12 protein-coding genes and 1 tRNA gene are annotated in these 12,829 nt (G+C 62.2%); 6 read left to right on the forward strand and 7 right to left on the reverse strand.

The window, feature by feature from the left end; all coding sequences use genetic code 11:
• Nucleotides 1–18: 18 nt before the first annotated feature.
• The gene (locus FXY94_RS08300; RefSeq protein WP_016664582.1) at nt 19–357 is read left to right on the forward strand and encodes a hypothetical protein; all 339 of its coding nucleotides are present in this window, start codon (nt 19–21) and stop codon (nt 355–357) included.
• A gap of 4 nt (nt 358–361) precedes the next feature.
• Nucleotides 362–1,087, forward strand: coding sequence for a queuosine precursor transporter (locus tag FXY94_RS08305; RefSeq protein ID WP_016664583.1), 726 nt, complete (start codon nt 362–364; stop codon nt 1,085–1,087).
• A 183-nt stretch (nt 1,088–1,270) separates the two neighbouring features.
• Here the strand turns inward: FXY94_RS08305 and trhO are convergent, their stop codons facing one another.
• Complete coding sequence (gene trhO / locus FXY94_RS08310; RefSeq protein WP_016664584.1) at nt 1,271–2,152, reverse strand: oxygen-dependent tRNA uridine(34) hydroxylase TrhO; 882 nt, start codon at nt 2,150–2,152, stop codon at nt 1,271–1,273.
• Between the two features lie 84 nt (nt 2,153–2,236).
• Here trhO and FXY94_RS08315 point away from each other — a divergent pair, with 84 nt between their 5' ends.
• On the forward strand, nt 2,237–3,193 hold the full coding sequence (locus FXY94_RS08315) for a PAC2 family protein (protein WP_016664585.1): 957 nt from the start codon (nt 2,237–2,239) through the stop codon (nt 3,191–3,193).
• Between the two features lie 5 nt (nt 3,194–3,198).
• A complete protein-coding gene (locus tag FXY94_RS08320) occupies nt 3,199–4,008 on the forward strand; it encodes a ParA family protein (RefSeq protein WP_016664586.1) in 810 nt (269 codons plus the stop codon).
• A gap of 164 nt (nt 4,009–4,172) precedes the next feature.
• Here FXY94_RS08320 and FXY94_RS08325 read toward each other — a convergent pair whose 3' ends face one another.
• Together FXY94_RS08325 and FXY94_RS08330 are read right to left on the reverse strand one after the other, a co-directional pair.
• Nucleotides 4,173–4,817 carry a MerR family transcriptional regulator gene (locus FXY94_RS08325; RefSeq protein ID WP_051120654.1) on the reverse strand — a complete coding sequence of 215 codons (645 nt, stop codon included), beginning with the start codon at nt 4,815–4,817 and terminating at the stop codon, nt 4,173–4,175.
• Nucleotides 4,818–4,879: 62 nt separating this feature from the next.
• On the reverse strand, nt 4,880–5,311 hold the full coding sequence (locus FXY94_RS08330) for an FHA domain-containing protein (RefSeq protein WP_016664588.1): 432 nt from the start codon (nt 5,309–5,311) through the stop codon (nt 4,880–4,882).
• A 224-nt stretch (nt 5,312–5,535) separates the two neighbouring features.
• Here FXY94_RS08330 and FXY94_RS08335 point away from each other — a divergent pair.
• Nucleotides 5,536–5,609, forward strand: a tRNA-Pro gene (locus tag FXY94_RS08335).
• Nucleotides 5,610–5,719: 110 nt separating this feature from the next.
• Nucleotides 5,720–8,113 (forward strand): hypothetical protein, encoded by a 2,394-nt coding sequence (locus FXY94_RS08340; RefSeq protein WP_016664589.1) that lies wholly within the window; start codon nt 5,720–5,722, stop codon nt 8,111–8,113.
• Nucleotides 8,114–8,119: 6 nt separating this feature from the next.
• Here FXY94_RS08340 and FXY94_RS08345 read toward each other — a convergent pair whose 3' ends face one another.
• From FXY94_RS08345 to FXY94_RS08360, 4 genes are all read right to left on the reverse strand, one after another.
• On the reverse strand, nt 8,120–8,605 hold the full coding sequence (locus FXY94_RS08345) for an NUDIX hydrolase (RefSeq protein ID WP_016664590.1): 486 nt from the start codon (nt 8,603–8,605) through the stop codon (nt 8,120–8,122).
• 11 nt (nt 8,606–8,616) lie between these two features.
• Entirely contained in the window at nt 8,617–10,803 is a 2,187-nt protein-coding gene (der, locus tag FXY94_RS08350) for a bifunctional cytidylate kinase/GTPase Der (RefSeq protein ID WP_016664591.1), read from the reverse strand.
• Between the two features lie 71 nt (nt 10,804–10,874).
• Nucleotides 10,875–12,008 (reverse strand): prephenate dehydrogenase, encoded by a 1,134-nt coding sequence (locus FXY94_RS08355; RefSeq protein WP_016664592.1) that lies wholly within the window; start codon nt 12,006–12,008, stop codon nt 10,875–10,877.
• The gene (locus FXY94_RS08360) at nt 12,005–12,814 is read right to left on the reverse strand and encodes a pseudouridine synthase (RefSeq protein WP_332067305.1); all 810 of its coding nucleotides are present in this window, start codon (nt 12,812–12,814) and stop codon (nt 12,005–12,007) included. The genes FXY94_RS08355 and FXY94_RS08360 overlap by 4 nt, the downstream gene beginning before the upstream one ends.
• Nucleotides 12,815–12,829 lie beyond the last annotated feature (15 nt).

Here is a 12,829-nt window from a genome sequence, read left to right on the forward strand (position 1 = left end):
GGCCTCGCCTGGTACCTCATGCACACCGAGGCGGTCGCCCTTGCGCTCCATGACGAAAGTGCGAGGCCCCGGCTCGCGCGCGAGCGTGGCCGGCTTATCACGGGAATCGCCGATACTTTTCGTGAGCTCGAAAAAACGGAACCCATCGCGCTTTCGGCACAGCCTGAGGCAATTGCTGAAACACTCCTTGGCGTATATCTCAATCGCATGGTTGCAGAGTTAGCCACGGGGGAGAGGCTCGAGAAAGAAACCTCCACCATTATTGAGGCCATCCTCGAAACGTTTGTGCACGGGCATGATGGCCACGGCCACCGCACGCCGTGGAACCCGTTTTCCGTGAAAAAATCTCTGGAGTGAGGCAATGAACGAACACCTTCCACAAGCGGGAGATCGCTCTGCGCGCGGCAAGGCCGTGTATGCGACACGAGGGAACTCCCACTATGACGTCCTGAGCGCGCTCATGGCAGTCGTCGTCGTCATTTCCGGCATTGGCGCCGCCAAGGGCGTCACGATCGGATTCGTGATTACCGACGCGGCGTTCTTCCTTTTTCCTCTTGCCTATATCCTCGGCGACATCATTACCGAGCTGTATGGACCGAGTGCAGCGCGCCGCGCCATCCTAACGTCGTTCGCCCTCAACGTTTTTGCGGTCGTGTGTTACGCCGTCATCATTTGGCTCCCGGGCTTCTATGACGACTATGGAGTTGCGAAACAGGGAGCGCTCGAGCTCGCGATTGGGCCTGTATGGCAGATCGTTCTTGCTTCTCTGTGCGGCTTTCTTGCCGGGCAGAGCCTGAACTCGTTCATTGTGAGCCGAATGAAGCGCCGCACGGGCGAGCCCGGCATCGTCGCTCGACTACTCATGTCAAGCGGCACGGGCGAGCTCGTCGACACGATCATTTTCTGCACGATTGCCGCGCCGGTGCTCGGGATTACGACATTCGGCCAGTGGCTGAACTACACGGCCTTCGGCTTCCTGTACAAGGTCATCGTGCAGTACGCGGCAATTCCCGTCACGGCTTACGTGATCGCACGACTCAAGAAAGCGGAACCTAGCTACCAAGAAGCCCTCACGCGAATTGCATAGAAGTTGTGGGGGTTTGGCATCGGCGCAGTTCCGCCCCACCACATGCATTACGCCGATAATGTACGTTATGTAAAGTCAGTGTGGAAAGCGCCTCACGGGTCTAGGTCCGACGGATGCTCAGCAATCGTCGGACCCCCACCCCGCACAACAACACCAACCCTCACCGCGCCAGTGACGCACAACCTAGTGCTCGCACTGACCGCACGCAGGCGCAAGACCTTTGCTCGTGCACGCCTCACAGCGCAAGAACTGCTGGCGGCACGCAGGATTCACGCAATTGACATACACCGGCGTCTTTTCTCCGCACGCGACGCATGACCCAAGCGACTCGGCACCGTCGCCAAACTCCATGTGCATGCGCCCATCGAAGACGTAAAGGGAGCCATCCCACAGGCCATCGTTGCCGTATTTTTCCCCGTAGCGGACGATCCCGCCGTCGAGTTGGTACACCTCGCTAAAGCCGCGATTCTTCATAAGTACCGTGAGCACCTCGCAGCGAATACCGCCCGTGCAGTACGTGACCACGGGGCGATCCTTGAGGTCGTCGTACATGCCGGATTCGAGCTCGCCGACGAAATCGCGCGTCGTTTCCGTCTGGGGAACGACGGCGCCGCGGAAACGACCGATTTCCGCCTCCATGCGGTTACGACCATCGAAAAAGACGACGTCCGACCCTCGGGCGTCGACGAGGGCGTGCAGAGCCTCGGGGCTCAGGTGCTCTCCCCCGCCAATGACGCCCTCAGCTCCCACCTTGACTTCCTCGGGAACGGTGAACGTCACGAGTTCTTCCCTGACCTTCACGGAGAGCTTTGGAAAGTCGTGGCCTGTCCCCTCGGACCATTTGATGTCGGCGTCTCGGAACGGCGCGTAACCTCGCGTACGCTTGACGTACTGCTTCACCGCGCCGATCTCACCGCCCACCGTCGCGTTGATGCCGTCTTTCGAGACGATCACGCGGCCCTTGAGACCCAGTGAATCGGCGAGTGCAAACTGCCACAGCTTCACTGCCTCCGGGTCGGCGAGCGGAGTAAAAACATAAAAGAGAACGATTTTGTGAACAGCCACGTCACAAGTCTAATCGGCAGCGGAATAACTCTTCGCCAGCCGGGCGTTCTAGGGTGTATAACCGTGCACACTAGGAGGTTTTCCGTGCTCGATCCCACCACGCTCTTCAGCTATGAACGCGATGTCGACTCACGTTCCCTTCACGCGAGCACGCTCGTCGTGACTCTCGGCTCTTTTGTCGACTCCGGGCGTGTCCAGGAGAAACTCGACGAGTTCATCACGGACAACTTTCCCAATCGCATCGTGGGGACGTTCGACTCCGATCAAGTCATCGACTACACGGCGGTGCGGCCGCCCATTTCGCTCGAGCAGGATCACCTCACGGGGTACTCCTCCCCCGCACTCACCCTCCGCGAGGTCTCGCCCGAAGGCGAAGCGCCGTTCCTGCTTCTCAGCGGCCCCGAGCCTAATTTCCAGTGGGAGCGCGTGGCGCACGCGGTCAGGATCATCGTTGAACAGCTCGGCGTGACACGCACGCTCGTCGCCACGAGTTTTCCCGGCGCTACGCCGCACACGCGCCCCGTCGCGGTGAGCAGGTACGCGGGCGATCCCAAGGACCTGGTTCTCGCGAGCCCGTTCCCGGGCACCATCGAAATGCGAGCGTCGTTCCCGGCTTTGCTCATCGTGCGCATGGCCGAGGCCGGCCACCCCATCATCGGCCTCGCGGCGCACGTGCCGTCCTATGCGCACGAGATCGAGTATTACCCCGCCCTGCCAGCGCTATTTACGGCGCTCGACATTGAAGGCGGGCCGGCTTTCACTCCAAACAAGAAGCTTGAGGAGAAGATCGCCGAGGTGCGCGAAGCCCTCGACCAGAGTGCGGCTGAGAACGAGCAGCTTGCCTCACTCATCAAGGGATTCGAGGACAACTATTCGCGCATGGACGGTATGGTGCAGCACCTCACTCCCGGTGCCGACACTCCCCTCCCCGGCGCCGAAAACCTCACGACCGAAGTCGAGGACTTCCTCAAAGAAATCCTCGATGAGCCGGAAAACACGGGCGAGGAGGGCGAAGACCCCGGCCCGGATTCGATAGGCTAAATAGCGTGTTTGTCGTCAGCGTATATTCACTCAAAGGCGGCGTCGGAAAGACCTCCGTCACTCTCGGTCTCGCGTCCGCGGCCCTCAACCAGGGCGTGAACGCACTTGTCCTCGATCTCGACCCTCAGGGCGATACCACTCTCGGCCTACTCGGGCACCCGGGAGGTGAGCCCGACATCGCCGAGGTGATTGCGTCAGGGCGAACCGAGACTGTCGACCGTGCCATCGTGCAATCTCCGTGGGTAGCTGGCGAAAACGGCGAGGCTTCTGCCTCGAGCCACCTCGACATCATCCCGGGCAGTCATCGCTCGTCGAGGCTCGACTCCCCCGCCCTCGCGCAACGGAGCGTAAGGCGCCTTCGGGAGGCGCTGAACAAGCGTTCCTACCACTACGACATCGTCCTGGTGGATTGCCCGCCCTCGCTCAACGGCCTGACGCAAATGGCTCTCGCAGCCTCGGATCGCTCCATCGTCGTCTCCGAACCCGGGTTCTTCGCCGTTTCCGCTGCCGACCGAGCACTCAAGCTCGCCGATGAACTCCATGACAACGGCATCGCTCCCCGTTTGCAACCGCTCGGGATCCTCGTGAACCGCTATCGCCCCCGCAGCGTGGAACACCAGTTTCGCCTCAACGAGCTGCGCGAACTCTTCGGGGATCGCGTGCTCGACCCCGTTCTCGAAGAACGCGTGGGGCTTCAGCAGGCACAGGGCGGGGCCATCCCCCTCCACGCGTACGAAGGTTCAAGCGCGAAGCAGCTCACCGAGGATTTCGATCGCCTCCTCGCGACGATCATGGACTCGCGTCAGAACTCCTAGGGCTTCCGGCGCGAGGGGCCGCAGCCTTTCGCGGGGCCCGTTCCCCTCGTTGCCTCAATGTCAAACGCCCCTCTACGCATGTCGATAAATCCCGACGTGACATGTATAAAGGGGCGTCAGTAAGCCTTAACGTTCAGCTCAGTACCGGAAGCGGCGCTTCCCTCTTAGCTGGCTTTACGTGCGCGGCGTGCGGCGAGTTCGTCGCGAAGAGCCTCAGCGGCATCGTGCTGCGGGTCGACGCTCGGAAGAATCGCAAGATCGGTTTCAACCTCACGCGCCACTCGGCCAACAGCGATACCGAACACACCCTGGCCACCCTGGACCAGGTCGAAGACATCTTCGGCACTCGTACATTCGTAGACAGAGGCGCCGTCGCTCATGAGAGTGATCTGTGCGAGGTCGTCGGCGCCGCGCGCACGCATGGCATCGACGGCGACACGAATCTGCTGGAGCGAGACACCCGTGTCGAGTAGTCGCTTGACGACCTTGAGCACTAGGATGTCGCGGAAGCCGTAGAGGCGCTGCGAGCCCGAGCCCGTGGCTGAACGGACGCTCGGTTCAACGAGTCCGGTGCGCGCCCAGTAATCAAGCTGCCGGTACGTAATGCCCGCAGCTTTGCACGCCGCCGGGCCCCGGTAGCCGAGTTCGCCGGGGGTGTCGACGAGATCGTCGAAAAGGACTCCCTGGGCTTCGGTTGCCGGGACTGTGCTCTGCGCACCAAAGGTGCTGCTATCGCGCTTGCTCACGTGTGCCTCCAGTTGGACTTTCGTGTCGGGGAAGGGAGAAAGTCTCGAGGACAGAATACCCATCCCTGCACGCTTGCGGGATTAAACGCGCCGAAGTGTGGCGAGAATTTTTTCTCGCCACGGTTTCACGAGAGCGTGAAGAACGTGAAACGGTACTTGCCGATCTGGATCTCGTCGCCGTTACTCAGGTGAGCTTCATCGGTCAGCTCACGGTTCACATAGGTGCCGTTGAGAGACCCCATGTCGAGAATCAGGAAGCCCCCTTCGGTGCGCACGAACGTCGCGTGCTTGCGGGACACGGTGACGTCGTCGAGGAATATTTCCGATTCCGGGTTACGGCCGGCCACGGTGCTTTCCGAGTCGAGCAGGAAGCGCGCCCCCATATTCGGACCCTTGCGCACGATCAGGAGTGCCGTGCCTGCGGGCAGCGCCTCAACAGCCTGGCGATCCTGGGCAGAGAGACCGTGCTCGGCGTCTTCGGTGAACTCAATCTTGCCGTCGATGGGGGAAAGTTTGGTGGTCTGCTCTGGGGTGGAGTCAAACACGTGTTCATTCATGGCGCAGACCTTCTTTCTTCACACGCCCCATCCCGCGAACCGGCATGAGAGTCCAAAACTTCCGATCCCATTTTGCCACCGCGTTTTGCGCATATGTTCGTTTTTTGGCCCAACACTGCGAACCTTTTAGCTGTTCTTGACCAAGCGGCAAGCGTGGCACGCCTCACCCTTGTGAATTCGCGATTCGGCAAACACCTCGGCTATAGTGGACAAGTCGAAAACCGCGGGCTGTGGCGCAGTTTGGTAGCGCACACGACTGGGGGTCGTGGGGTCGCAGGTTCAAATCCTGTCAGCCCGACGCGGATCAATGGGCGAGGCACTTCGGGTGCCTCGCCCATTTCTTTGTATTTCGCCCGATGTCTCTGACTTATAGTCGAGAGCAAAATGAGGCTTATGGAGGTTGGTGCAATGCCCACATTTTTCGGTCATGTGACTCACGAAGGGGACATCAAGGCGTGGCCAGAGGTCATCGAAAGCGGGAGGTGTGCACTCGAGGGGTACGTATTGCCGTCAGGGGCACGCTGCGCTCTCACGGGCTCCGAAGGGTCCGACGCTACGTCGCGTCTCATCGAGGCGGAGGGTGTAGGCAGCCTCGCCACGCTCAACGGCGAGTTTGCTCTGGCTTTCATGGACGCTGACTCCTCGCTCGTCCTCGCGCGAGACGTTTTCGGATCGCGGCCTCTTTATTACGCGCGCACGTCAACGGGAATCGCGTTTGCCTCCACGATCGCCGACCTCCTTCGTCACACGGATATCCCGCGCGAGCCCAACACCGACGTGCTGCGCCGCTACCTTCTCGGCGATACTCAGCGCGGTAGTGAAACATTCTTCTCTGGCATCGCTCGCGTATTGCCGGGAGAGTCGGTGAAATTCGCACGCGAGGGGCTCGTGCGCACTCCTCTCCTGGATGCGCATCAAGACGTTTTCGCTGCTCCCTCGAACCCGCGCCGCGCCGACCACTCATGCATTGAAGAGTTCCGGACGCGGCTTACAGATGCGGTCACGCGACGCGCCACCGGCGAGGGGGCGGCCCTCGTGAATGAGCTCGATCCGGTTGCTTCACAAGCCCTCGAGCATGCCGTTCGCTCAACGGATTCGCCGCTTGAGGTCCTGCGCTGTGTACCTAGCGCGGGTGGCCCATCCAGCGATGCCCGCGAGCACCAGGGCGTCGTGACGGGCACGCCACAAAGCTTGAAGAAGGATCTCCCGCTTGTGCTTCGCACGTATGAAGAACCTCCGGCTTCGCTTGAGTCCTACTTTGGGTGGCTTCACCTTCGCGCGTGCATTCAGGGTGAACAGCAGCTCGCTCTCGATACCTATGGCGCCTCGGCGCTCCACAGGGCTTCCGACACTCGATCCACACTTCTGTCCCGCGTTATGGGTGCTGCGCGAGGGAGCGCACGTGATCGATGCGAATCCCTCCTCGGCCCCTCGCTGCGAAGCGGCGAAAGGGAACGGGCGATTGGCTTCGAACCCTCTCCCGAATACGAGGGCCCTCTCGCTCCCCTGGCGACCTCCGGGTCTCATGAAGCGGAGCAGCGCGCAAAAGCCGCGCACGCGCTTGGCGGTCACGTCATGGTGCGCTCCCCGTTCACCGATCTCGAAGTTCTCCGTTTCTATGCGTCGCTTGAGGAGACCGCCTTCGGGGGCGCAGGGACACGCTCCCTCATCGAGGCGGCCTACGACCAGGCACACGAAAAAGCCCCGTCGCTTTCCATGCAGGAGCGAGAAACAGCCTGGTTTAAGCGCATTAAAGGCACGTACTTTTCTTTGTTCTCGTCGCAGACCTTTGGCACCCGCGGATGGTTTGACCAAGCCGAGGTTCTCAAGGCTTTCGATGCGCACATCAATGGCCGTTCGAGCGTCAGCGCCGCCCAGTTGTGGCGCTTCGCGTGTGCGGAACTGTGGGCGCGCGTTTTCTTCGACGCGGATGACCTCGAGGCTCTCGACGCGCATGAGGATTCCGACGTGCTGGCCGACGATAACGGTCAGTCGCTGCCGCCCGATCCGCACACCCCGCTCACCGCTAACGCGGGCAAACAGCTCGATCTCGAGCTGAACGACGGGACGCTAGCACGCCGCTACCCGATTCAGACGGCGAAGTTCTCCAAGGATTCGCGCATGGATGAGGAAATTGCGGGCTACGTCAAGCAGTTCTTCAAGGACCTTGACGAGCGGGGCACGAACGAGGATCGTCACGCAACCGAGAACCGCCGCTGGAATTTCACGGTGTCGGAGAAAATCATTGCGATCATGCAGGGCCGTTCGTGGTTCGTGTGGGAAATCAAGCCGTCTTTCGCCGCCAAGCAACTGTCACGGTTCGTGACACGCACCCCCGCGGGGATCGGCCTCGGTGACCCGGTCACGATGCAGCTCGCGATCAATGAGGCTGGGCTTGCCCGCATCACGTATGCCGCGGCCCTCGGTGCCCTCGGGAAGCTGCGGGGCAAACGCGGCGTGTTTTATGAGCACGCGGGAGCCGATGTCCGGGCGATCGACGGTCCAACTGAATACTCGGTGTACCCGTCGAACGTCTCGGCAAAACTTCCGCCAAAGGATCCGGATCTCGTTGCAGCTCACCTCGTGGATGTTATTCGCGAGGTCGTCCCTGCGCGTTTCGTCGAGACTTTCGACGGCGTCGTCGTGATGGATGCGAACGATATCGGGCGCAACGTTCTGGGCCTTGCGGCTTCACGCGAGCGGGAGCACTACGAGGCGCAGTTCGCGGATAACCCACTTGGGCAGGGGTCGCAGCAGACCCCCATGGCCGTCGTGTTCGAGCGCCCCGTGCACGAATGCTGAAGGCTTTTACCGTTTGAAATACGCCGCGCGGTCACCGCTGAAGAGCTGGTCGATCGCGCGGCGCAGGCCTGCCCGAAAGCGACGGTTGAGCTCGGGCATGTCGTCGATCGGAAACCACGCGGCTTGGAGATTCTCACCATCGGCCGGGTGCGGTTCTCCCCTGACGTGGGTGGCCACAAAGGCGAGATCGAGGTAGCTTGCGAGGTCGCCGTTGGCATGCGTGACGGGCCCGACGGCCCCCACATTCGAGAGAAACTCGATCGTGCACGCGCATCCCGTTTCTTCCAGGACTTCGCGTACCCCTGCACGGGCGGGCTCCTCCCCCGGGTCGATAATGCCCGTAACAGGCGTCCACTGGTGGGTGTCGGCGCGCTGAACGAGGAGGCAATGAGTTCTGTCGTCGTCGAAGACGAAGACCGTCACACCCGAGAGCCACAGGTGGTCGTGACCGATCTTCTCGCGGAGCTTAAGAACGAAGTCGGGCGTGGGCATCGCGTCCCTCCTTACCTGTTCTTTCTCTTTTCGCGAACGCGAACGCTGATCTCCACGGGGGAACCGTCGAACGAGAAGTCCTCGCGCAGACGACGCTCGATAAAGCGGCGGTAGCCGTGTTCGAGGAAGCCTGAAGCGAAAATCACGAAGCGGGGCGGACGCGTACGGGCCTGCGTCGCAAAGAGGATGCGCGGTTGCTTGCCGCCTCGCAACGGGTGCGGGTGCGCCGCAACTAGCGTTCCGAGGAAGGCATTCAGGCGCGAGGTCGGGATGCGCGTGTCCCACGATTCGAGTGCGAGATCGAGCGCGGGGACGAGCTTGTCCGTGTGTCGCCCGGTGAGAGCGGAGATGTTCACGCGGGGAGCCCATCGAACGTGGGAGAGGTCCTTCTCGATTTCCCATTCGAGCTGGGCGCGCCGCTCTTCATCGATCAAGTCCCACTTATTGAACGCGAGCACGAGTGCGCGGCCGGATTCAAGGACCATGTCGATGATCTTGAGGTCCTGGGTCGAAATCGGTTCTGATGCTTCCAGGAGAACGACGGCGACTTCGGCGCGATCGAGCGCGGCCTGGGTCCGGATCGATGCGAAGAAGTCAGCCCCTTCACTTTGGCGAACGCGGCGACGGATGCCTGCCGTGTCGACGAAGGTCCACTCGCGTCCGTCGAGTTCGATGACTTCGTCGACCGGGTCGCGTGTGGTGCCAGCGGTAGGGTCGACGACGACGCGGTTCTCGCGCGCAAGCTTGTTCAGTAGGGAACTCTTGCCGACGTTGGGGCGACCGATGAGAGCCACGCGGCGCGGGCCAGTTGGCTTGGCACGCGTTTGCCCTTCTTCCGGAAGGATGTCGAGGATACGGTCGAGCACATCTCCTGAGCCGCGTCCGTGAAGAGCCGAAACGGGGTGCGGTTCGCCGAGCCCCAGATTCCAGAGGGCTGCGGCCTCGAGTTCACCTCGCTGGTCGTCGACCTTGTTAGCGACGAGGAGCACGGGCTTCTTGGAGCGTCGGAGAACACGCACGAGTTGCTCGTCGGTGTGAGTGATGCCCACGTTCGCGTCAACGACGAACATCACGGCATCGGCGAGGCCAATGGCGAGTTCAGCCTGTTCGGCGACCCGGTAGGCAATGCCGTCAACCTTGTCTTCCCAACCACCCGTGTCGACGAGCATAAAGTCACGGCCAGCCCAGTTCGCTTCGTAGAACACGCGGTCTCGGGTCACCCCGGGGGTATCCTCGACGACCGCTTCGCGGTGCCCGAGGATGCGATTGACGAGGGTAGATTTTCCGACGTTTGGCCGGCCGACCACGGCGAGGACCGGGAGCATTCGTTCATCGTCGGCGCTCGCAACGGGGGCGTACTCCTCCGTCAGGAGGCTGCGATCCTCCTCGTCGAGGCCGTAGTCTTCGAGGCCGGCGCGCAGCGATGCCGTGCGAGCCTCGTCGTCGAGATTGCTGTCGTCGAAAGCCTCGGGGATTTCCCCCGAAAGAGATTCGTCGTTCTCGGGCTCATCATCGATGAGTTCGATTCCGGGAACGAGCTCGAGCACGGTGTTGATGACCTCGTCGATGTCGAGGTCGGTCGTGTCAATAAGGTGCACGCCTTCGGCTGCTTCCGTAAATTCGGAAACCGTCGAATCATCAGCATCGCGGCGAAGAACCTGGTCGCGCATACGCTCGCGCACGTCTTCGGTTTCCTCAAGACCGAGCTGGCCCGCCCTGCGCCTTAGTCGAGCTTCCGGGCTGGCCGTCAGCAGCACGCGTACGTCGGCATCGGGGGCGACGACCGTTGTGATGTCGCGGCCTTCAGCGACACAAAACCCGAGTTCGTTTGCGGTGGTAAACAGAACGGCGCGCTGGCGTTCCTGGAGGATGGCCCGGACGTCCGTGTTGGTCGCCACTCGACTCACGCACGTCGAGATTTCCTCGGAGCGGATCTGTTCCGAAATCTCCTTACCGCCAACGAGAATCGCCGGATCATCGGGATTGGTCGACACCGCGAGGTCGAACTCAGCGACGTGGGCCGTCACAGCTTCGCGGTCGTTGAGGTCGACACCGCTGTTGAGGCACGACCACGCTGCCGCGCGATACATGGCCCCCGTATCGAGGTAGCCGCCCTGAAGAGCTCGCGCTACCTCTTTCGACACCGTTGACTTCCCCGAGCCTGCGGGGCCATCGATCGCGATGGTGACGCCGTTCATGTCTTTCCTCCCCTGTCGCTGGTCAAATTCCAAGTTTAGTCGTGGGACGCGCCCACGCGCGCGCCGGCCGATCACTCTGTACCCGCGCGTGCCCAACCTCTCTTTTCAAGCATCGCGGTGAGGCGAGGTTCGTCGGCGCGCGTGACACTCACGTGCGCGAGCCCCATCCTTTGCCCAAGAGAGTGCTCGAGGCGCAGATCTTCGAGGTTGATGTTCTCCTCCCCCATGTGTGTGAGGAGACGCGCAAGCTCGCCGGGCTCGTCAGGTACGAGCACCGTGACCCGGCAAAAGCTCTCCGCTCCCCCACCGTGCTTGCCCGGAATCCGGGCTACGCCGTCGTTGCCGGCAGCGATCGCCCGGGCGATACAGGCGCGCGAGCCCGGTTGCGGTTCCATGTCGCCAAGCGTCTCGAAGGCCCGTGTGAGCCCATCGAGATCTTCACCTAGAGCCTTAAGGATTGGCGCGATGCACCCCGCGTTGGCTGAGAGGATCTCGACCCACAGCCTCGGATCGCTCGCGGCGATGCGCGTCGTATCTCGCAGGCCCTGCCCCGACAGCCCTAGAGCCGCTTCACTCGCCGCGGTCAGTCGACTTGCGAGCACGCTCGAGACGATCTGCGGAACGTGCGAAACATAGGCGACGGCCTCATCGTGCACATCGGGTTCGATCTCCACGACCGCCGCTCCGAGTTCAACGCCAAGCAGCCGTGCGAGGGCGAAGCTTCGAGGGCTGGTCGCAGGCGTCGGAACCACCACGAAGGCCCTACCCCTGAACAGGTCTCCCCTCGCGGCGACCACCCCTGCCACTTCCCGGCCGGCCATCGGGTGCGTGCCCACGTAGCGAGAGGCGTCAAGCCCTCTCGCCGCCGCCCCGTCGAGCACCCCCTGCGCAATGGGCTGCTTCACGCTCGCAACATCGAGCACGCATGCCTCGGGGAACTCCTCGAGAGCGCCGAGTGCCACCGATGCGCACACATCGGGTGGTGTCGCGACAATGACCATTTGCGGCTGGTCGCCTTCGCGGGCCTCGCGCCCCACCCCGAGTTCGCACGCGAGCCTGGTCGTTCCCGGGGACGAATCGCGAACGAGAACTTCGAGACCGGCGTGGCCGAGAGCCATGCCGATCGATCCGCCAATCAATCCCGCACCTATGACGAGAACGGGGCCCTCGAGCGCTACGGCTTCGCGACTGGCGCCAATGCTCACAGGCCGACCTCCGCCATCAGGGTGCCGAGTTCCTTTCGGGTCAGTTCACGCGTAGCACCCGGCTCAAGATCGGCGAGAACGACGGGCCCGATTCGCGTGCGCACGAGACTCGTAAGTTCATACCCGAGCGCAGCAAACATGCGGCGAACGATCCTGTTTCGCCCCTCGTGAAGGGTGACTTCGACTATTGCCTCTCGCCCATCGTGGGCAACGAGGTTTGCGCGGTCGGCCCGCGCCGGTCCATCGTCGAGATCGATGCCGGCACGCAGCTTCGCCAGAATCGACCGAGGGAAGGATCCCGGGCAGTCAAAACGGCACACGTAGGTTTTTGACACCTCAAAACTCGGGTGCGTGAGGCGGTGCGTCAGCTCCCCGTCGTTGCTCAAAAGAAGGAGCCCCTCGGTTTCATAGTCGAGCCTACCGACGTGGTACAGGCGAACCGGGTAGCGCGCCGCAAACTCCTCGAGAGTTCGGCGCCCCTGCGGATCCTCCATCGCGCTCATCACCTTGCGCGGCTTATTGAGGGCAACCGTCAGTTTCGTCTCGTCGAGCTGCACGCGACGCCCGTCGACGTGAATGACGGCAGTGCGCGGATCGACGCGGACTCCCTGCTCCTGCACGACCTCACCCCCAATAGAGACACGCCCCTGCGCGATAAGCGCTTCGCAAGCACGGCGCGAGCCAAAACCCGCGTTCGCGAGCACTTTCTGAAGACGTACACCGTCATGGGGAACAGGTTCCGACGGTGCCTGCGAGGAGTTATCCCGACCTGCTCGCGGCGCGCCCGCGGAATCGCGAAGCCGCACCTTTTTCGGCGCGGT

Source organism: Dermabacter jinjuensis, assembly GCF_902381725.1.
Classification (GTDB): Bacteria; Actinomycetota; Actinomycetes; order Actinomycetales; family Dermabacteraceae; genus Dermabacter; species Dermabacter hominis.

Excerpts from the sequence above, each read along its gene's own strand:
- FXY94_RS08300 (WP_016664582.1), top strand. The coding sequence starts at position 19 with ATGCACACCGAGGCGGTCGCCCTTGCGCTCCATGACGAAAGTGCGAGG.
- FXY94_RS08305 (WP_016664583.1), top strand. The coding sequence starts at position 362 with ATGAACGAACACCTTCCACAAGCGGGAGATCGCTCTGCGCGCGGCAAG.
- FXY94_RS08325 (WP_051120654.1), bottom strand. The coding sequence starts at position 4,817 with ATGGGTATTCTGTCCTCGAGACTTTCTCCCTTCCCCGACACGAAAGTC.
- FXY94_RS08330 (WP_016664588.1), bottom strand. The coding sequence starts at position 5,311 with ATGAATGAACACGTGTTTGACTCCACCCCAGAGCAGACCACCAAACTT.
- FXY94_RS08340 (WP_016664589.1), top strand. The coding sequence starts at position 5,720 with ATGCCCACATTTTTCGGTCATGTGACTCACGAAGGGGACATCAAGGCG.
- FXY94_RS08345 (WP_016664590.1), bottom strand. The coding sequence starts at position 8,605 with ATGCCCACGCCCGACTTCGTTCTTAAGCTCCGCGAGAAGATCGGTCAC.
- der (WP_016664591.1), bottom strand. The coding sequence starts at position 10,803 with ATGAACGGCGTCACCATCGCGATCGATGGCCCCGCAGGCTCGGGGAAG.